Below are 19,364 nucleotides of genomic sequence, written 5' to 3' on the forward strand. Positions count from 1 at the left end.
CTCAATAGCGCTCGTGCGGCATGAGCTGCCGTGGTGCGCGAAAATAGTGCATGGGCGAGTAATTCAGCAGGTTGGTTACTCGACTCGAATAGATGCATGCGTAGTCTTCAACTTGAGCCCCGAAGAGCGTCGCTTCGTTGTTTTGCCTGAAAATCAGGCCCCAAAACGGGTTGAACTCTCGGTCTAAGGCCAATTCCAATTCTTCGAGTTCATCGAGCAAGATTCGCCTTTGCCGTTTGAGCTGGTCCCGTTTAAGAGAGATGTCCTTCCTCGCGTCCTCTCTTTCTTCCTCTTGGGAAGCCTCAAGGCGGAAAAGCAGGTGCTGCTCAAAGATTAACCGTTCATTGAGTCTGGAAATTTCCGCATCCAGACTGTCGATCCATTGAATATCCTGCGAGAGAGCCTCTGCCTTTGCGAGCTCATCCTCAAGTTCCTCCACGATCATCATGGTGCGCCAGGCGCTCGACTTCTTGCTTCGAACGATATCCCCATAGATATGGTCACCGACGTACACCACGCGCTCCCCACCATAGCCGAAGAGTCGCTCGAAATCTTGGAGGTTTCCACCCTGGTAAATCACCCCCTTTTCGAACCGCTGCTTTTCCTCGCCGTGAACGGTTCCGCGCGTATCGGTGATCAGGAATGGCGCCTGATCGGTGAAGAAGCTTGGTTTATGCGCGCCGGTGATAATGACATCGAAATAGCTTTGCCATGTCGGGTACTCGGGCAACACACCGTCGAGTAGGTGTCGCATGACGTGGTCGCTGTAGACCGCGAAACTATTCGTGAGAACAAAGAGCTTTTTGCCAGCGCTTCGGTACCTGTGCAGTGTCTGGGCGAGCTCCACATCACGCCCGTGAATAAACTTCTCCAAATCAGCCATGATCTCAGTCTTGATGCTTCCATCACGGTGGGCCAAATCGATGCAGAATCGTATATCCTTGTAGAGTTTCTCAAAATCTTCTCGTCCGAGCTTCCTATCCTTTGAGAGCTCTTCGATAATCGCCGCATACAGATAGGCTTCCGGGAGCGCAAAGAGTGTATCGATGAGGGCAAAGCGACTGGCATCGTTAAGGCGAATGGTCTCGTCTCGATAGGCTTTGAGCTCATCCTTCGAGAGCTCTTTCAAACCCTCGTATCCCTTACCCACATGACGATGTGCATCGAGTTTTAGGACTCGCCCTTTCCACGTATCGATAATGAGCCCACGTATTGCGAAATCGGGTTTGGGCTCGATGCCGAGCAGTCTCTCTGGATACGCTCGTTCAGAAACGAGGCGTTCTAGAGTCAGCCGAACAGAGGCCTCGTCAAGCGCGTTTTGATGATAACGGGCGAGCGTGTAATCCATATCAAACCCGAGTGCCTCGATTTTAGCGAGGTTGAGATCTCGGTTCGTGAAGATTTGACGGGCTCGATCGAGCCCTTTGACCTGCTTTCTTAGCGATTCCAAGACGGTGGATACGGGTCGTTGAGGAACGAGAGACATGAAACTCCTAATGAATTGCGCTCGCCCAAGTATAGCGCACCAACACTAGACTTGTCATACGTCTGGAAGTGGTTTGTTGCCTGTGGTAGCTCTTGGCCGAACTACCTAACGAAGGAAGAACGATGAGAAATTTATTCATACTAATGCTTCTGGGCGCGATGGCCTGTGGAGACGACTCTTCGCCTCCGGCCAACAACACCGCGAACTCAAACAATATTAGCGATTCAAACAACGCTTCTAATAACCAGAACAACACGAACAACACGAATAATCCGACGAACATGGCAACGACCAACAACCCGGACGTCCTCGACGTGGATGTCGTTGAGGTAGAACCGAATGACGACTCTACGAGCGCGACGCCTCTTGAGTTGGGCCAGAGTTTCGGAGGAAACATTGCGGCGGGGGCCGGTGAAAATGCGGATATCGACTTCTTCTCGCTCCAACTTGAAGCCGGACAAATTGTCGAAGTTGCCTTCGATTCGAGCGAGAACATAGAGGCTGAACTCGTCATTTTTGATGCTGAGGAAAACGTGGTTCGGTACTTGACCGAGAGTGTACTCACGTCGAGGCAATTCTACGTTCCAATCAGCGGTGAGTATTTCATTGGTGTCTACGATGTTCGCGAAGACCAGCAACATGGCGGTGATTCCGCGATCTACACCTTGACGACCCGCAGCATTGACCTCGCCGGCGAGGCTATTGGTGTGCCCGGTAATGCGACAGGGAACTTCGAGAACGGTGCGGTCAACGTCTACCTTGTAGAAGGCGAGGTGGAAGACGTGGCCGTCTTTGAAACATTTGGCATGCGTGAGCCCGGACAAGGCGTGGTGGATACGGTCTTGGCGGTCTACAGCCCGGAGCTTGGCCCGTTGGACTTCAACGACGATATCGACCCAGAAGCTGAGAATTACGATTCAGAGGTCTACTTTCGTGTGGAGGAATCCTCTTCGTATTACGTGATCGTAGACGCATGGGATGTGGGGCCCGAAACTGGATACAGCCTTCAGTCGAGCACCACCGACGACACCATTTCAATTCCAAGCCCTATCTCCTTGGACACACCTTTCAGCGGCGTCATTTCGGCGGCAGAGGGTGACGAATTCGACACGGACTTTTTTGTAGTTGAGCTCGGTGCCGGGGAAGTGGCGAGGTTTGAGGTAAGTGCCACAGACTCGGATATGGAGCCTACAATCAGCGTCTATATCAACTCTCTTTTCGGCTTCTTTTCTATCGCGGATGCGCTTCCGGTAGGCGATCTCGCGGCTGTTGAGTTTGGCAACTCAATCGAAGGACCTGGCACTTATTTCGTGCTCGTGGACGATGTTCGCAATGTTCCATTTGAAGGTGATGGCCAGAATGTCGGCGGCGAGACGTTCACCTATACGGCGTCTTTAAGCCTGACCACTTGGTCTGCTGATGCAGTGAACGGCGAGGCCTCCAACCAGGGGGCGAGCATCAGGCTTGGGACTTATGACTGGTACGAGTTCACCATTCCCGCGCAGACAAACGCGATGGCAACCATCGAATCCCTCATTGATGATGCTCAAAACTCTGACCCAATCTTCGCTGTCTATTCGGGCGGCGTTGAAGAGGCCTATGACAATCAACTCGCACTCTTCAACGAAGGACCAGACCCTCAAATCGTGATTGTTGGCGTGCGCGATCGATACTTCAGAGGAACCCCAGATTGGGAGATTACGTTCAATATGAGCTGGGTCACAACGCCCGAGACGTCTGTGGACGAAGTGGAGCCAAACGACACGTTGGAGACCGCTCAGATCGTAAGCGGGCAAGGACGGGTCGCCGCATCTACTCAAGGCACCAATCTAGAAGACCTTAACGAGGACTGGTTCCATGTCCAGGGAGCTACGAGTGGTACGGATTATCTGATCTGGACTCGAGAAGTGGCCGGTCAGGCACCTGCGGACACCATCATCGAAATCTACAACGCAGAAGGCGAGCTCTTGGCAGATAACGACGACTATCCAGGTCAAGAAGAAACCTACTTTAGCGGGTTGAGCTTCGAGGCGGCTGGAGATTTCTGGGTTCGAGTGGTTCCCTATTGCACTGACTCCAGCTGCGCAAACGGTCAATTCGAGCTGGCCATCAACGAGTAGCCTAGGCTTGCACGAGCTTCGGAACAGAGTCGTGCATCTCCACGCGGGCCATATCGGTCTTAGGATCGTGGCCAAACACAAGCGTCCAATCCGACTTTGCTGCCTCGTATAGGACTTCGCGCTTTTCTTTTACGGTATCGAGGGGGTTAATGTCGTATCCCATGACGTAAGGGTCTCGAAGATGCGATGTCGTCGGCACGAGGTCTGCCAAATGCGCGTAAACCTTACCCGATTCGGTGGTCACCTTGACGACTTGCATTCCGAAGGTGTGGCCGTTCATTGGCAGTACTTCAATACCGGGAAGAATTTCAGCGATACCATCGATGAGCTCGATTTCAGCCAATCCCTTCTCAAAGATTTCGAGCTCCTCGGGGCGATAGCTTCCCTGGTCTCTTGCGCTTGGTGTGTGAGCCCATCCCCAGTTGGCGCGCTGCACCCAGTGTTTGGCGTCTTTGAAAGTGGCCTGAAGCTCATTTGAGTCGTTCAGGAAACTAAGGCCGCCAGCATGGTCAAAATGCAGATGTGTCAGAATGACGTGTTTGACGTTCAGGGGCTTCACCTCTGGCGTTGAGCCCACGATCTTGTAGATATCGCGCTCTTTATCGTTCCATCTCGTGCCCATGCCGACGTCTACGAGGACGTCGTAGTCCTCGTAGCGGACGACCATGGAGCGGCAAGCTAGATCGATTCGATTCCTCTCATCAGCCGGATTGGTGCGCATCCAAAGCGGTTTTGGAATAATTCCAAACATCGCTCCGCCGTCGAGGGCAAACATAGATTCAACAAGCGTGAATACTTCGAGTGGTTTTGACATGTGGCGCCTCAAATTTGGTAGATTGGGAAGAACTCACCGACGGGTTCCTCGGGTACGGCGTCTGCGATGGATTGAATCGTGTACGAGCCTAGAATGCGGATGGTGGCTTCCCGTATCTCATTCCACACTGGGCTAAAAGCCATTTGTCTCGGAGTGGGTTCGGGGCCTCCAGAACGGTCCTCAATGGGTTGCGGGGCAACAGGACCCTCCATGTGGCGCAAGATTTCGAGGATGGTGATTTCGCTTGCTGGACGGGCGAGAACGTATCCGCCGTTCGCCCCTCGCTTACTTCTGACGAATCCACCTCGTTTGAGGTCAGCCATGATGCCTTCCAAGAACTTGCTTGGTAGACCCTCACGTTCGGCGATGAGCTGGATACTCATCGGGTCCAATGCGCGCGCTCCAGCCATTGTGACCAAGGCGCGAAGGCCGTACATCGTTCGTGCGCTAATTTCCACGTATCAAAACTCGCAAAGGTCACCGATACCATTCTCGTTTTGGTCGAGTTGGTCGGGATTGAAGATTGTCGGGCAGTTATCACACATATCGAGGATTCCGTCTCCATCGGTATCTGGGCCCATACATTCGCAAACGTCCCCTTTGCCATTAGAATTAGAATCGAGCTGGTCCGGGTTGGCGAGCTCAGGGCAATTGTCACACGCGTCCCCAACACCGTCTGAGTCTCGGTCTGCTTGCTGATCGTTGGCCACATTCGGACAATTATCACATGCGTCCCCTAGGCCATCGCCATCGGTATCCTCTTGTTCTGGATTTGCGGTAGCTGGGCAATTATCGCAGACGTCTGGAACCCCATCGGCATCGGTGTCAGGTGCGCCGGCGCTCGGGATGGTTGGGCAGGCGTCACAAAGGTCGCCAATGCCATCTCCGTCGGAGTCCGCCTGATTCTCACCCGCGACGTCTGGGCAGTTATCACACGCATCTCCTAACCCATCTTCATCGGCATCCGCTTGGTCAGGATTCGGCTCGTTCAAACAGTTATCACAAGCGTTTCCGACATCATCGTCGTCTGAGTCTTGCTGAGCAGCATTGGACACTAAAGGGCAGTTGTCGAACTCGTTCGGAATACCATCTCCGTCGGCGTCTGGGTCACATTCGTCGCCGATGCCATCTTCGTCGATATCCGACTGGTCTGAGTTTTGGTCCCCTGGACAGTTATCGCAGACATCTCCGACCCGGTCGAAGTCACCGTCCTCCTGATCCGGGTTTGCATCACTAGGACAATTGTCGCAAGCATTGCCCAAGCCGTCTTCGTCGGTGTCTCGTTGTTCGGGATCGGCGACGTTCGGACAGATATCGCAGACGTCACCGACTCCGTCACCGTCTTCATCTTCTTGCCCTGGGTTGGCGATTTCAGGGCACACATCGCAGACGTCGCCGGCCCCGTCTCCATCGCCGTCCTCTTGTTGAGGGTTAGCCACCGAGGGGCAATTGTCGTCGTCGTTCAAAAGGCCGTCATTATCGATATCTTCGTCGCAAGGATCGCCGATGCCGTCTCCGTCCACATCCGATTGATCGGGATTGAAGACGCCGAGGCAGTTATCGCAAAGGTCTCCTGCGCCGTCGTTATCTTCGTCTTCCTGACCGCGATTTGCATCGAACGGGCAGTTATCACAGGAGTCACCGATGCCGTCGCCGTCGTTATCGTCTTGACTCGGATTGGCGACGGTAGGGCAGTTGTCCCTTGTGTCAGGCACTCCGTCGTCGTCGGCATCGGCTCCATCACAGGCGATTGCAGACATCAGGAGCAGGGCGAATAGAATGAATGTGGTTTTCTTCATGACGCGACAATAACCCGTTGAAGGGCTTGAAAGATTCCCTGAAGGTCGGGTGTACGCACGACAAACTTCGCACGCTCAAACTCAAGGTATGCTGTATTCGTGGATGGATCAAAATCCTTACCAAGAGTCCGAATCGCGGAAGGTGAAAAAGGGTCCATCTGAAGATGCACCACAAGCCCTTCATCACTCTCATCGAATGAACAAACAAGTGACCGAATGCGGTCTTTCACGGCAGCGTCAGGCTGAAACTCGACCCAGATTCCGTCTTCATCGGCACCGTGGTCTTTGGGGTAGAACCCAAATTGTTTGGTGAGTACGTGAACCACCGCACCCGTGAGCTCTCCCCAGCCTACTTCGATGGTCTCTCGGTGCACGATGTCAGAACCACCTTGAAGTGCGGCCCAGCACTCAATTTCCCAGGAGAAACCCTTGAGAGTCGGTACGGCCTCGAAAGGCAAATAGAATCCAAAAGGTCGCGAAACTGAGTCTCCAGGGTTGAACGCGACCCGCTCGGCGAGCACGATCTCGTCCAGTTCCACACTTTCTTTGCCGTAGTCACCCATGAAATGGTGATGAAGGCGGGTGCCTATCGTGAGTACGTTGAGTGACTCAGTAGCACTTAGCGTGACCGTCCCTTCAAACTCTTCTCCGAGTTTGGGAGTGCCTTCCAGCTTTACTGAAAACGTGGCTTTGGGCCCGAGTCCAAGACCTTTTTTGAGCGAGTTGAAGAAACTCATCGACAGACCTCATGCATGAGAAACTTCCTCGGTCTTTCCTCCGAGCCACGTTAAGCCGGCCACAATCACCATTCCAACAACACCACACCCCACGGCGATGAGCACTTCCGAGCTTAGCTCCGCTGGGATCACGTTTTGCTCAAGACCGGCCGCAGTGGTGGTACGGAATGGCCAAATGCCACGGAGACAGCCGAGCATCAGTCCTACCAGGCCGCCGAGTGTCGGCGCCGTGTAATTGTGTAGGAGATAGCTCAGGAGCCGGGCAAAGCTAAGTAAGCCTATCAAACATCCAAGGCAAAAGACCGCCACAAACGTGCCCTGACTCAATGGCAATGAGCCCGAGGCAAGCGTGGTTAGGAAGCCTTTTAGGGAGTTCAGAATAAAGAAGTAGAGACCCAAAATGAGTAGCAAATACGAGCCGCTGATGCCGGGCAGAATCATCGCGCAGATTGCGATCAATCCGGCGACAAACACGAACCAAATCGCGGGTTGAGGGACCTTGACAGGCGTCCCCGCCGGCAGTTCCAAAGACTCATAGGGCTTTGCGCGCGCCTTCATCAACTCTTTGTCCACGACGTCTTCACTCTCGCCCAGGTGGAGCTTCTCAAGTTCGGCGAATTTTTCTGGAGACGCGTGTGATAGGGCGGATCTCAGCGACTGATTCTCCGGGGCCCAGAATACGCGGTCAGCAGCCCATGCACTCGGCTCTCTGCGCGTGATGTCTTTGAGGGTTTCACCCTCATTTGACTCCACCGATTTCCATGTCGATGTCGTTTCAAACGAATGCGACGGATTTGTGAAATTGAACCCAAAGATGCCACCCAAAATACCGGCGATCGCAACTGCTACGAGGGCTTTCGGAGTCGGAGTGCCCACCATTTTCAAGGGCACGTAAACACTCGCCAGGATGAGGCCAAAAAAGAAGGCGCGCATCGCGGACGGGTAGGACTCCATCAACGAAGGAATTACAGCACTGCCGACGATAATCGCACTCACAATCCCTGCGAAAAGCGTCAACAAGAAAAGCAAATTGAGGCGCTCAAACTCAGCGAGAAAGGCGTCTTTAGCCGCCGCGTCACGTGACTTGAGCCAGCGGAGTCCAATCAGGAGGATTTTCGGTGAAAGCCCCTTAATGGTATCGACCAATTCGGTGTAAATCCCCAGTATCAGTGCCATGGTGCCGCCTGAAACGCCGGGAATGACGTCCGCAGCACCCATAGCCATACCTTTCAAAAACAGAATCAACCGATGCATCCCAATCCTTATGTGAATGACCACGAGGCGTTGTAGTGGAAACCCCAATGCTCTTCAAGGATGGAGGTGTTAGAAACGTGGCTCAGGGCGGTAGTCAGACCTGACGTTTTGTCCGATGTAGAGCTCGCTGCCGCCTTCGTAGATGCGAAGGTAGAGTGCAATGAATCGCGCTACCTTCTTGGCGTACCCACGGGCCTCAGTGAACGGAATCTCTTCTACGAACTCATCGAGCGGCTGGTTACCGCGGCTGTCCAGCCAATCTCCGACCCTGTGAGGGCCGCCGTTGTAGCCAGCAAACGCGAGGAGTTCTTGGCCGTGAAACTTTTTCAAAAGCTGCGAGAAATAGAAGGCCCCGTGTCGAATGGCCACGTCTTCGTCTAGAAGGTCCATCGGCCCAAAATCATCATCGCCCAGCATCAATGCGGTCTTTAGACCGGTCTTTGGGATGACCTGTAGGAGTCCGAGCGCCAAGGCCGGTGAGATGCTGTCCGGATTGTACGAACTCTCCACCGTCATCAAGGCCCAGAGGACATAAGGGTTCATGCCGTATCTCTTGGCTTCCTTGAGCACCAGATTGGGAAAAGCTCTCGAATATGCCTGCATCCACGAGTCACGCGCCGGGCCCGTGGGGTCTCGTCGCCACCAGCCGCCCGTGCCAAGCGTGTAACGGCGAACCATGAAGTGGTCGCCCGCCTCCTTGAACGCGTCCATAAGCACGGGTTTTAGGGCAGTGCGCTGTTCGTAGATTTTCTGTTGGCGCTGCAAAAGCTCTTGTTTTTTTGCAGCATTGGAGGGCACAGGAAATCGTAATTCATCTGAATTCATGCCCCAAAACTCGGCCTGATCTCGACGACGGTTGTCGATATAGTACGACCACCTACGGTTGTTCAGTTCGTGAGGAGCACGGGAAGGACGGTACTTCCGGGAGAGCTCGCGAAACTCAATTGCGACGTCACGAACCGACCATCGGGCCGCGGAATCAAGGCCAGCGTTCCAGAGCCAGTCGGCCCGAACCAACTCGGGGAACAAATCACCCGCTTCCCGAGCGGCACGTGAGAGGCCATTGAGGTGGGTGGTCTCATCGTAGGCGAGGGCACGCGTGGGCATGGGGCCAGGAATCTGGCCGCCTCTGGCACGCGCAAACGATGCGGACGAGCTCATGCGCCCGTCCCAATAGATTCGCGCTGAGGTCGTGTAGTCTGCTTTTACAGGACTATTGTGCTTTAGCCGAGCCTTTGGAAGGGGCTTCTCTGACCGCGTGTCGCCTCCAGAGCCGTCCGAGTCTGTGTCACGCTCCGGCAAATCCGCACCGATGCCAAGCACGTTGGAGATTTGGCTGAGTGGGCTTACCGCCATATTCAATACTTCCAGCGCATTCTCAGGGATTGGCGCTTCGACTTCGCACTCCACACAGACCTCTTCAGTGGGCGTGGTTTCAGCATAGCCTCGGAGGAGCGTACGCGGGTCCCTCACGTTTGATGCAAGTGCAACATTGGCCTCGGCGGTTTCCAGTGCGTCGAGGGCTATATCAGCTGCGTTCGCGATATCTTCGGTCTTGGCTATCAAGGCGCCATCTACCGAGAGGCGCTGGTCGATGTCGAGGATTCGGTTCGCCGCCTGTAATCCGTAATAACGCGTGCGATGGTCGTCTCGTACCTGCGCGAAGACCTCCTTTGCCTCTTTAAAACGGCCTGCGTTCTCTAGAGTCCTAGCCGCCCAATAGAGGTATTTTGCCTGTCTCTCACCTGAGGAGCGATCGGCCAAGTTCGAGAGGTTCTCATAGGCTTGGTCGTACTGTCCGGTCTTGTAGAGTAGCCACGTGAAATCCCAGCCGCGCTTCTGATTGGCCGAGGCTAGGCGGTCATAGATTTCGAACGCGTCTTGGTACCTTGCGTGATTTTCCAGAAGTTGTGCTCGGGCCGAAAGTCGAGTGCGAACCGAGGAGTACTCGTGCTCCTTGTCGAGAGCGGAAAGCGCCTTGTCCAAATCACCCATCGCAGAATAGGTCCGACTCAAGAAGCGATAGATGAAACCGCGATTGATACCTTCACGTTGACCGTTTTCCCAACGTTGAGCGAGCGCGAGGAAGTGACGCTCAGCGTCTTTAAAATGACGTTGTCCATAATCGTTCATCGCCATCTGTAGGATGATGCGGTGTTCGAGCGACGAATCGCCTGTCTCGGTCGCGACTTCGGTCAAGAGAGCGGAGAGGAGTTCGCGCACATCATCCCAATGTTTATTGATCCGCATGGTGCGGAAGCGGTCGAGCCTGGCTTCGGCAGAAATCTCCTTGCTCGGCTTGATGTCGTCTTGGGCATAGAGCTCGAGTTCGAGCCGTGCGGCTTTGCCTTTGGGGTGAAATGGGTAGTCGAACCAGGCATCTTGGAAAGCGTCTGCCGCCTCTTGGTGTCTATCGAGCTTGGCGAGCGATTTTGCACGCTCATAGAGTGCGCGTGGGCGACGCGGATAGTCCGGAAACGTCTTTACCAATGAATCGAGCGCCTTGTGCGCTTCTTCCCACTTCTCGGCAGCGTAGAGTGCATGAGCATGCCTCGCCCGAGCGCGATGTTTGACTTGTGTGTCGGCCTTGACCGCCACTTCAAACCAGGTCGCGGCGTCGGCGTGCTCACCGAGTTCTGTGCGCACGCCGCCCTTCATATACGCAAGCATATCGTCAACAGGCGTGTTGCGAGGCACCATGTCCAGATGACGCTTAGCTTCCTCGAATTCACCGTCCTGCATTTCAATATTCGCGACCAAGAGTAGGGCTTGGCTTCGAATGTCCGAGAGTGCTGGATTCTGAGTTTCTTCTAGTTGTCGCGCGACGGCGAGCGCCGAAGTTCGAGCCTCGTCGGTGTTTCCGTCGTAATACGCGCTCACCGCAATAGTAAGAGCGCTCTCTTCAAAATCCTTGACTGAGCTAGAGAGGGCGGCGGAATTCGACTCGATAAGGGCTTTGCTCGCGAGTGTGATGACTCCAGGCATCGCCAGTCGCACAGCGACCTTATCAACCGCCTTTTCACTCACTGGAGTGGCGGGTAGGACCTTGCTTTCGCGCACGTGCTGAGCGGCAATCTCGGGCACGCTGGCCGCAAATAAGGCTATCCCAATCAGTCCAGCCAATGTCGCGTTGTGCCTGCGTTCGTCACCCATTTATCTTGCTCACGTAGCTTCTTCTCACTCAAGTATAGGGCAGAAATGCGATCTGACCAAGTACCTCCCTCTAACAACTCTTGTCGGCGCTTGTGTTCCCATGAATCTCAATTACTGGTAGAAAACCACGAAGACTGAGAAAATCGAGTGTGCGATGGGAGAAAAGGCTTCAGCGTGGAAACGCTTTCGGGGCGGCGATTGGGATGACATTCCGGGATGGCAGTTTAACGTGCTTGTGCCACTGCTCTCGGTAGGTTTCGCCATCCGCGAGTTCTTTCGCGACCGCGCGATGATCCTCGCGTCCTCGCTCGCCTACACCACGGCGATTTCGCTCGTTCCACTGCTCTCCGTGGTGACCTCAGCGTTGGCTATTTTTGGGGCCTTCGACGAATCGAATCAGAGTCTGGTCTTTTATCTGGAGCCGGTCTTTCCTAGCGCTGCGTCGCAGGCTGCCGAGCATCTGAGCCTTTTTGCTCAAACCAGTGCGGCGAGCGTCGGGGGAATCAGCGCGCTGATTTTTCTGGTGATCGCCATTTTCCTCTTTATGGATATCGAGCGTGCTTTCAACGCGATCTGGCATGCCCGAAACGATCGTCCGATTCTCCGAAAAATTCTTACGTTCTATTTTGTGGTCACGTTCGGCCCCGTACTCGCCTCGACGTCGGTGGGTCTGACGGCCCGAACCCAGCTCGTGGTGGACAGGTTTGGCCTCGAGACGGGTTTTTTGGTTTCGATCGTCCCGTTTTTCATCGCCTTTCTCTTGTTCACCCTGATGAACCAGCTGCTCCCGAACACCAAAGTACACTGGAGCGCGGCGATTGCCGGCGGGTTGTTTACAGCGCTTGCGTTTGAGGCCGTGAAGTTTGGATTTAATGTCTATGTCTCCCAGGTCATTTTAGAGAGCTACAACAAGATTTATGGCGCGTTGGGGCTCATCCCCCTTTGCCTAATCTGGATCTATATCTGTTGGATTCTGGTGCTCCTTGGGGCTGAGCTGGCCTACACGATTCAAAATCTGCGAACCATTGTTGAGGTTGATGCGGCCAAAGAGCGAACACCACTCAAACAAAAGCGAAACATCTACAATCCACTGGTGGGGCTTGAGATCTTAGCGCCAGTCGCGCGCCATTTTAAGGGCGGACACGGGGCTCTCAAAGAGGCCGATTTGATCCGGCAAACAGGCTATGATGAGAACTTCTTGAGGGAAGTCGTGGCGGAGCTCGAGAGCCTGGGGGCTGTCAAGGCGGTGGAAGTCGAAAACGATGAGCGGGCCGTGATGCCGGCCAAAATGCTAGACGATGTTTCTCTGGTGCCCATTGCTGAGCATTTCTTTGATTTTACCGAGCCGAATTCGGTTCCGATGCAAAAACTCCAGGGCGATATCCGGCGCGTGACGCTTGAGCAGCTTGGTGGAAAGACCGCGCTGGCTTTGGTTCCGCACAACGATCACTTTTTGCGCTCGTGGACGCCCCCGGAGTATCCAGAGGAACTCGTGTCCGGAGCACATGCGCGACAAGCCTACCTCGACCCTGATGCCGATGCTTCGCAATCTGCGGAGATTCCCAAGTCTACGAATTCATCGCCTCTTAGCGGGCACTCCTCTACCGAGGGCAAGGCGCTTTCCAGAAGTGAGGATACGTCGGCGAGCATCGAAGTTTCCGACGAGTTGGTTGTGGAGGCAATTGAGGCGCCCAAACCTGCTCCGAGCTCTTCAACCGCGCTGCGGCAAGAGACTGCTCGTTTGCAGACTCAGGAATCCTCCACGGACACTCAAGACTCGCTCAAGGCGCGGCTGAAGCGAAGCCTTAGCGCGCCAAAACCCGAGCCCGAAGAGATCGATATCGACCTGGGCGACGATTGGGCAGAGATCGACCTCGAAGACATGAGCGATATTGACGCTCAACTGCGAGAGACGGCTGAATTGTCGGTTGATAAGTCAGGGGAGTCAGCTTAACTCACGAATCCTGTCTTTTAGGGCGAGTTTCCTCTTTTTGATGACCTGAATCTCATAGCGTTCCTCGGGTGAGTGAGATTTACGGGCCTTGAGAGCTTCGAGGCGATGCTCAAGGAGTTCGTGCTCCGACTGAAGGGTTCGCAAATCGGCGATTGAGGAAGGTGCCAGATGGGTCATAAAGAGTCTCCTTAGGGGCAGGGTTCCAGGCCAAGAGTATGAGCAAAAAGCCCCAAACCTGTCAAAGACAATAGGGTGGGGCACTTGAATGTTGACATGCCCTACTAGCTTCCCTATAAAGCGCGCCCTAAGTCGCTAACGATACGGCCCGTTCGTCTAGCGGTTCAGGACGCCGCCCTCTCACGGCGGTAACACGGGTTCGAATCCCGTACGGGCTACTGAAAAACACTAGATGACAGCCTAGAAATGCCGATTGGCGCAGGCAAGGAGAAGAGAAATGGCAACAAAAAAACCCGCAAAAATCGCTTCGGCGAAAAAAGGCAAAGGTTGGGTACGTACTTGTCCAGCTTGCAACTCGGATATGGCGATGGCCAAGATTCTCCGCGTTGAAGCTTCAAGTGGCATGTTCTGGCTTTGCTCAAACGCTTCATGCAACACCCTTGTGACCTCGGCAGGTGCGAACGCCGGCGTACTCGATCTTAAGTGATCGTCAAAAGGGGGCATGCACATCCAGAACCCGTGATCACTCACGGGTTCTTTTTTTTGCGCGCGCTTTGCTGTAGAAACCGCAATTCCCCGGCCATCAAATTTTGACCCTCGGGAATCAATTTGTAGTCGCGAGACATTTTGCATTGGCGAGAGCGAGCCTGAAGTGGGTTCAGCGAAGGAGCTAAGTTGATGGGATTGAAATTTGGAAAGAATCTTTTGGGTGCTTTGGGTGCGTCACTTTTGCTCAGCACCACTGCCTGGGCGGATGCGGGAAGCGTGCGCTACTCCTACGAGAAGGTTGAGGTTGGATCGACCGTGGAGTGGGTTCTAGTCCCCAAGACAGAAGCCGTGTTGACAGGAAAGCCGACGATTGCAACCGTAACTTCAGCGTTTGAAGCGCTCAGGAAGGATAAACGTTCGACGTATCTCAAGTCCGCGTTGACCGTGAAAGGCAAGACCCCTTCTAGCGCCAATGTGAGCGTGCAAATCGATCCCGCGGCATCTCGCTACGCCCTAATCATCATGGCGGAAACCGTCTACACGCTGACAGAGATCGGTGTGCCTGGCGTTGAGTTCCCAGGATACGCCAACGGCGCTTTGGCTCGCGAGGACGTACCTTTCTCGGGCTACGCACTCACTGTTCCGCTTTGGAAGGTGGTTCCAAGTACTTCAAGCCCTCAGATTTTGGCGCGTATGCCAAACGGCGAGTTAGTGAGCAGCGAGCAAATAGTCCAGCGTTGGAAGTCCAAGGATCAGGCGCTTGTTGACCAAGTCTACTCGTACCTTCAGGCCAAAGACCCATACACCGTGACGTCGGTTGCGAAGGTCCTACCTGAACTCAAGATCCCTTACGCCGAGCAGGTGGCGGCTCTTTTGAAAGATGAGCGCTCACAAGTCAGGTCCACTGCGCTCGAAGTCTTGGAGTCTGTCCGAGATCAGCCGGTCGTCTTAGACGCCGTGGTGGCCTACATGAACACCGAGAAAGATGATGCCGCAGCTGCCAAGGCAGCGGCTTTTCTGGGTAAAGCCAAAGATAAAAAGTTTGCAGTGCAACAACATCTTTTCGCGTTGAAGCGAGGGGATGAGAAGCTCGCAGTTGAAGCCGCGAAGGCGCTTGCAGGATTCAAAGATGAGCGCGTCCCAACGGCCCTGGCCGCCGCATTGGAAGATAAGCGACTTCCAGTTGCAAAGGCATCGGCTGACGCACTGGAGTCGGTCGGAGGTGTCTCCGAGCAGAAGGCAGCGCTCACCAACTCGAAAGTCGTGGCTGAGGTTAAACTTCAAGTGGCCGGGCATCTCGCTGAACAAAAGGCGGATGACTCCAAAGTCGCAGGACAAGGTTTCTTGGCCCGCAACGATGTGGAGCATAAGGCGGTAAGCGCAGTAGAGGCCCTTGCAAAGGTCAAGTCAGACGCTGCACGATCCAATGTGGAAGACCTGCTCAAGAGCGAGAAGCGCTATCTCAGGGTGGCTGCTGCCAACTCTCTTGTAGAGCGCGGAGACGCGGCATCGCTGCCGGCGTTTGCAGCTGCAGCAAAGTCTGTGACCGAGCCGAATCTCGAGGAGCTCGCCTTTCAGATCGTGATGAAAGAGTCATTGAATGCCATCCAAACCCGTACCAAGGATTCCAATCCTATCTTGCGTCGGGTTGCGTACAGAGCCTTGGGAGAAAAGGCTCAAAAGGAGAATGCCGGTTCAAGAGTGTTCAACACGTTGAAGGATGGACTTGGAAACTCGGACCCGCTCATTCGTGGCGCTTCAGCACGCGCTCTGGGAGCGTTTGCTGACTCAAAGTCGGCCGAGGCTCTTAAGCCAGTGGCAAAGGATCGAGACGCTAAGGTGAGGGCCGACGTGGCCTTGGCCATTGGCCGCTTTAAGAACGGCGAGCTCGCAGAAGAATTGACGGCACTGCTTGAGGATAAGAACGAGTTGGTTAAGGCAAATGCACTCAGAGCTATCGGAATGCGGGGCGATGCGTTCGCTTGGAAGACCGTTGTCGGCTCGGTTGGTGACAAGAATGCCGAGATTAGAGCGGCTGCTGTTGAAGCATTGCCAAGCCTCGTCAGCCGTGATGATGCACAGGGCGTACGGGACGCGATCGGAACTTTGAGCGCCGCTGTGAACGACGATAGTACCGACGTGCAGATCGCGGCGATCAAGTCTCTCGGGACGTTCAATTCCGATGCAGCGGTCACGGGTATCGCCTTCCAATTGGGAGCCAATGACGATGATGTCCGCCTTGCTGCCGTTAACGCGTTGGGAGCTACCGGACATTCATCAGCCGCAAGTGTCGTGGCTAACGCTGCTGCAGACCCGAATCGCAACGTTCGTGTCGCAGTGGTGGAGGCGTTGACCAAGCTCAAAGGACCCGATGCTCGTCGTGCTCTTGAGCAACGATCTCAACAAGAGAAAGATCCTGAGCTCCTGGAGCTGATTAGTGCATCGATTAAGAAACTTTAAATTCGTTCTCGTCATGGTCGCAGGGCTGTTCGGATGTCATGAGAAAATCAAGGCGCCGAGTGCCGCTGAGCAAGAGACCGCGAAAGTCGAGGCTCCGGTGGTGGAAGAGGAAAAGCCCAAAGCCAAAGATAGCCGCGGTCAGACGTGTCGCGACGACCGAGAGTGTACCTCTTATCTGAGATGCATTGACGGGCTCTGTGAAGAACCACCCGCTATGAGCGGCAAAGTGCAGATCGATACGCCACGAGCGATTTTTCAAGGGCCAGACGGGAAAGAACTCGCGACCTTCCATTTGGAGCTCGCGGTGGCACCGTACGAGCAGTCACGCGGATTGATGTATCGCCGCTCAATGCGCCCAGATTGGGGCATGTTGTTTATCTATCGGCGTGATGAAGTGCTGACGTTCTGGATGCGAAACACCTTGATTCCTCTGGATATGGTCTTCTTAGACGCTTCTGGAACTGTTCAGGGCGTTGTCAGGGCTGAGCCCCTCACCGAGACGCCTCGTTCAGTGAACAAGCCCGGACGCTACGTCTTGGAGCTTAACGCAGGAACCGCTGAGAAGTTTGGGATCGCCCAAGGCGCCCAAATGAAGCTCGAACACGTCGATCCAGAATACACACCATGAGTTGGCTTCGTGCGCTGCTGCCAACGATCGGGTATCGGGTGCAGGCTGTGCTCTATCTGGTCTTGGGAGCGCTCGCGTGCTTCGTCCCATTGCTCAACGTAGTCGGCTACGAGTCAGCTGCTCTCTTTGGCGTGGTGGGTGGCATCTACGCAACCTTTGTCAGGGACCCGGGACTACTCGATCGTGCGAAGTCTCCCGGCTTCAGATTCTTAAAGGCTTGGGGGCGGCAGGTCTTGCTCCTGGGCGTGGGACTACTGATTTTGGGACTCAATGCTTTGCGTGTTCAAAACTGCGACCCGGTTTTGGGGGTTTTGTTTTGGGTTGCGATCCCCTTGGTCTCGGTTGGAATCGGTGTGTTGACGCGGCTCTTTGTCAGCGAGATTTTTCGCGGATGGAAAGCAGAAGTTGCGGCGCTCGTGACCATTCTCTCTAGCATCGGTTACTTTGCTTGGCGCCTCGCCACACAGCCTCCAATCATCGGTTTTCAACTGCATCTGGGATACTTCTCCGGCTCGATTTACGACGAAGCGCTTGCTCTACCGGAGAGTCTGGTCTTCTATCGCCTTGTCCTCTCAGCAGGCGCGCTTGCACTTCTCCTGGCTCTGGAGTTTCGGTTTAGATGGAAGACTTACGACCGCGCTGCTGGAATAGGAGCTCTGGCTCTGGTTCTAGCTGGAATCACAGCGCTAGGCGTATCTCGGTTTGAAGAGAACGGCATAGATATTGGAGCGGATTATGTGGCTGAGCAATTGGCTGGTCGCATCGAGAGTGAGCACTTCGTCATCCACTACTCGACCCGCGGCAATTTTGATGTCAAGCGACTCGTCGAGGACCATGAGTTTCGATACCACGAGATGAAGGAGTTTTTTGGTACCGATCCCATCGCTTACCACGGAGAAAAACTTCGCAGTTTTGTCTACGCCTCGCCGCAAGAGAAGGGCGTGTTGATGGGAGGTAGGCGAACTCTGGTCGCGAGGCTATGGCTCGGCGAGATGCATATCGTTTGGCGACGCTTCGGGGAGTCCCTTTTGGCTCATGAGCTATCGCATATGTTCACGGCTCCATTTGGCGCTGGGCCACTCGACTTGAGCGCTAGATACTGGGTAGGTGTGAATATGGGCTTGGTCGAAGGAATCTCTGTGGCCGCCGATTGGCCGCCGGCCGAGTTTTCGCCCCACGAGGCCACTGCGATCCTGAGGCGACTCAATATCGCCCCTGATATCCGCAAGATTGTGGGGGCGACCGGTTTTTGGGGGCAGTCATCCTCGCGCTCCTACACGGTAACCGGCTCTTTCATTCGATATCTGGTAGACAAGTATGGAATGGAGAAGCTCCAACGAGCGTACGCCAGAGGCGAGTGGGAGTTCGCATACGGTCGCCCCCTCGACGAACTCGCGCTTGAATGGGAAGCATTCTTGGACGGACAGGTGGTGGACGAAAGCACGATGGACGTCGCAAGATTTGTGTACGATCGACCTAGTATCTTCCAAAAGGTATGCGCTCGATCTCTGGCTGAGTTGAGGCTTGAGGTAGAACGCGCATTGGCGAGCGGGCAAGTGGATCGTGCCAAGGAGATCTACGGGCAGATTCTTGGATTTGACCCTCAGAATGTCTACTACCATCTTGAGTATGTGCGCTTCCTTGCCGGGCTTGGCTTGGACCAGCAGGCGCTCGAGGCCGCATCTGAGGCAGCGACGCTCGCGAAAACTCCAACCGAAAAGGCTCAAATCGAAGAGATTCGAGGGGACCTTTATTGGAGGGCGGGCAAATCTAGCGATTCGCTAGAGAGTTATGACGAGTGCTTGAGTTTCGGCCTTCCAATCGAGCGGAAGCGAACCGTCTGGGTCAAACGCGATTGGGTATCTGGGGAACCTGATGCATCGCGTTTGGCTCAAGAGTACCTGGTTGACTCCCAAGGTCATGACAACTGGTTAGCGCTTCTGGAGTTGGCGAGACTGAATCCGTCCGACCCAATGGTGAACTACCTCGTGGCAAGGCGCCATATGCATGCCGGGCGCTATCGGGACGCGAAAGAGAGTCTTGAACTGAGCGATGGGGTCAAGACGCCTTTGGTTGAGGTGGAACGCGACTTTATGGGAGCTCAAATCCACTACCACCTCAGAGATTGGCCGGCCGCACTCGGGTACGTGGAGCGTCTCAAGGAAAGCGAACACTCGATGTACCGCATGTATGCTGAGGAGTGGGAACGGCGTATAGAATGGCAACGAAAACGTTTGGAAGGAATAGACAACGAGTTCGATTGAGTTAGTTTTGGTGATATAGGCACCCTAGG

Annotated in this window: 14 protein-coding genes and 1 tRNA gene; 7 read left to right on the plus strand and 8 right to left on the minus strand. The window is 54.6% G+C overall.

Features of this window, described 5'->3' with window-relative positions; translation table 11 throughout:
* Window position 1 precedes the first annotated feature (1 nt).
* Window positions 2-1,486, minus strand: a complete 1,485-nt coding sequence (locus FRD01_RS23695; protein ID WP_146963647.1) for an HAD-IG family 5'-nucleotidase — start codon at window positions 1,484-1,486, stop codon at window positions 2-4.
* 122 nt (window positions 1,487-1,608) lie between these two features.
* On the opposite strand from FRD01_RS23695, the gene FRD01_RS23700 reads away from it, so the two are divergent.
* The gene (locus FRD01_RS23700; RefSeq protein ID WP_146963649.1) at window positions 1,609-3,606 is read left to right on the plus strand and encodes a hypothetical protein; all 1,998 of its coding nucleotides are present in this window, start codon (window positions 1,609-1,611) and stop codon (window positions 3,604-3,606) included.
* A gap of 1 nt (window position 3,607) precedes the next feature.
* On the opposite strand, the gene FRD01_RS23705 is transcribed toward FRD01_RS23700, so the two are convergent.
* The 6 genes from FRD01_RS23705 to FRD01_RS23730 all read right to left on the minus strand — a co-directional run bounded on the left by FRD01_RS23705 (window position 3,608) and on the right by FRD01_RS23730 (window position 11,363).
* Complete coding sequence (locus FRD01_RS23705) at window positions 3,608-4,420, minus strand: MBL fold metallo-hydrolase (protein ID WP_146963651.1); 813 nt, start codon at window positions 4,418-4,420, stop codon at window positions 3,608-3,610.
* An 8-nt stretch (window positions 4,421-4,428) separates the two neighbouring features.
* Window positions 4,429-4,878 (minus strand): RrF2 family transcriptional regulator, encoded by a 450-nt coding sequence (locus FRD01_RS23710; protein ID WP_146963653.1) that lies wholly within the window; start codon window positions 4,876-4,878, stop codon window positions 4,429-4,431.
* A 3-nt stretch (window positions 4,879-4,881) separates the two neighbouring features.
* Window positions 4,882-6,219: a thrombospondin type 3 repeat-containing protein gene (locus FRD01_RS24955; RefSeq protein WP_146963655.1), complete on the minus strand. Its 1,338-nt coding sequence runs from the start codon at window positions 6,217-6,219 to the stop codon at window positions 4,882-4,884.
* Window positions 6,216-6,956: a sporulation protein gene (locus FRD01_RS23720; RefSeq protein ID WP_146963657.1), complete on the minus strand. Its 741-nt coding sequence runs from the start codon at window positions 6,954-6,956 to the stop codon at window positions 6,216-6,218. The genes FRD01_RS24955 and FRD01_RS23720 overlap by 4 nt, the downstream gene beginning before the upstream one ends.
* 9 nt (window positions 6,957-6,965) lie before the next feature.
* Window positions 6,966-8,210, minus strand: coding sequence for a DUF368 domain-containing protein (locus FRD01_RS23725; protein WP_146963659.1), 1,245 nt, complete (start codon window positions 8,208-8,210; stop codon window positions 6,966-6,968).
* 69 nt (window positions 8,211-8,279) lie between these two features.
* Window positions 8,280-11,363 carry a transglycosylase SLT domain-containing protein gene (locus tag FRD01_RS23730; protein ID WP_146963661.1) on the minus strand — a complete coding sequence of 1,028 codons (3,084 nt, stop codon included), beginning with the start codon at window positions 11,361-11,363 and terminating at the stop codon, window positions 8,280-8,282.
* A 154-nt stretch (window positions 11,364-11,517) separates the two neighbouring features.
* On the opposite strand from FRD01_RS23730, the gene FRD01_RS23735 reads away from it, so the two are divergent.
* The gene (locus tag FRD01_RS23735; protein WP_146963663.1) at window positions 11,518-13,317 is read left to right on the plus strand and encodes a YhjD/YihY/BrkB family envelope integrity protein; all 1,800 of its coding nucleotides are present in this window, start codon (window positions 11,518-11,520) and stop codon (window positions 13,315-13,317) included.
* Here FRD01_RS23735 and FRD01_RS23740 read toward each other — a convergent pair.
* Window positions 13,309-13,494: an HP1242/YdcH family protein gene (locus tag FRD01_RS23740; protein WP_146963665.1), complete on the minus strand. Its 186-nt coding sequence runs from the start codon at window positions 13,492-13,494 to the stop codon at window positions 13,309-13,311. The two genes, FRD01_RS23735 and FRD01_RS23740, sit on opposite strands and share 9 nt — an antisense overlap.
* A 145-nt stretch (window positions 13,495-13,639) precedes the next feature.
* Here FRD01_RS23740 and FRD01_RS23745 point away from each other — a divergent pair.
* The 5 genes from FRD01_RS23745 to FRD01_RS23765 all read left to right on the plus strand — a co-directional run bounded on the left by FRD01_RS23745 (window position 13,640) and on the right by FRD01_RS23765 (window position 19,335).
* A tRNA-Glu gene (locus tag FRD01_RS23745) sits at window positions 13,640-13,712 on the plus strand.
* A gap of 59 nt (window positions 13,713-13,771) precedes the next feature.
* Window positions 13,772-13,981 carry a hypothetical protein gene (locus FRD01_RS23750; protein WP_146963667.1) on the plus strand — a complete coding sequence of 70 codons (210 nt, stop codon included), beginning with the start codon at window positions 13,772-13,774 and terminating at the stop codon, window positions 13,979-13,981.
* A 191-nt stretch (window positions 13,982-14,172) separates the two neighbouring features.
* Complete coding sequence (locus FRD01_RS23755) at window positions 14,173-16,443, plus strand: HEAT repeat domain-containing protein (RefSeq protein ID WP_146963669.1); 2,271 nt, start codon at window positions 14,173-14,175, stop codon at window positions 16,441-16,443.
* The gene (locus FRD01_RS23760) at window positions 16,421-17,071 is read left to right on the plus strand and encodes a DUF192 domain-containing protein (protein ID WP_146963671.1); all 651 of its coding nucleotides are present in this window, start codon (window positions 16,421-16,423) and stop codon (window positions 17,069-17,071) included. Before FRD01_RS23755 ends, FRD01_RS23760 begins: the two co-directional genes overlap by 23 nt.
* Window positions 17,068-19,335: a hypothetical protein gene (locus FRD01_RS23765; RefSeq protein WP_146963673.1), complete on the plus strand. Its 2,268-nt coding sequence runs from the start codon at window positions 17,068-17,070 to the stop codon at window positions 19,333-19,335. Before FRD01_RS23760 ends, FRD01_RS23765 begins: the two co-directional genes overlap by 4 nt.
* The last annotated feature ends 29 nt before the right edge of the window (window positions 19,336-19,364 follow it).

It is taken from the genome of Microvenator marinus (genome assembly GCF_007993755.1).
Classification (GTDB): Bacteria; Myxococcota_A; Bradymonadia; order Bradymonadales; family Bradymonadaceae; genus Allomicrovenator; species Allomicrovenator marinus.

Bases quoted from the DNA above. Each gene is read 5' to 3' on its own strand.
- FRD01_RS23705 (WP_146963651.1), bottom strand. From the start codon at position 4,420: ATGTCAAAACCACTCGAAGTATTCACGCTTGTTGAATCTATGTTTGCC.
- FRD01_RS23720 (WP_146963657.1), bottom strand. From the start codon at position 6,956: ATGAGTTTCTTCAACTCGCTCAAAAAAGGTCTTGGACTCGGGCCCAAA.
- FRD01_RS23755 (WP_146963669.1), top strand. From the start codon at position 14,173: ATGGGATTGAAATTTGGAAAGAATCTTTTGGGTGCTTTGGGTGCGTCA.
- FRD01_RS23750 (WP_146963667.1), top strand. From the start codon at position 13,772: ATGGCAACAAAAAAACCCGCAAAAATCGCTTCGGCGAAAAAAGGCAAA.
- FRD01_RS23725 (WP_146963659.1), bottom strand. From the start codon at position 8,210: ATGCATCGGTTGATTCTGTTTTTGAAAGGTATGGCTATGGGTGCTGCG.
- FRD01_RS24955 (WP_146963655.1), bottom strand. From the start codon at position 6,219: ATGAAGAAAACCACATTCATTCTATTCGCCCTGCTCCTGATGTCTGCA.
- FRD01_RS23735 (WP_146963663.1), top strand. From the start codon at position 11,518: ATGGGAGAAAAGGCTTCAGCGTGGAAACGCTTTCGGGGCGGCGATTGG.
- FRD01_RS23700 (WP_146963649.1), top strand. From the start codon at position 1,609: ATGAGAAATTTATTCATACTAATGCTTCTGGGCGCGATGGCCTGTGGA.
- FRD01_RS23765 (WP_146963673.1), top strand. From the start codon at position 17,068: ATGAGTTGGCTTCGTGCGCTGCTGCCAACGATCGGGTATCGGGTGCAG.
- FRD01_RS23740 (WP_146963665.1), bottom strand. From the start codon at position 13,494: ATGACCCATCTGGCACCTTCCTCAATCGCCGATTTGCGAACCCTTCAG.
- FRD01_RS23695 (WP_146963647.1), bottom strand. From the start codon at position 1,486: ATGTCTCTCGTTCCTCAACGACCCGTATCCACCGTCTTGGAATCGCTA.
- FRD01_RS23730 (WP_146963661.1), bottom strand. From the start codon at position 11,363: ATGGGTGACGAACGCAGGCACAACGCGACATTGGCTGGACTGATTGGG.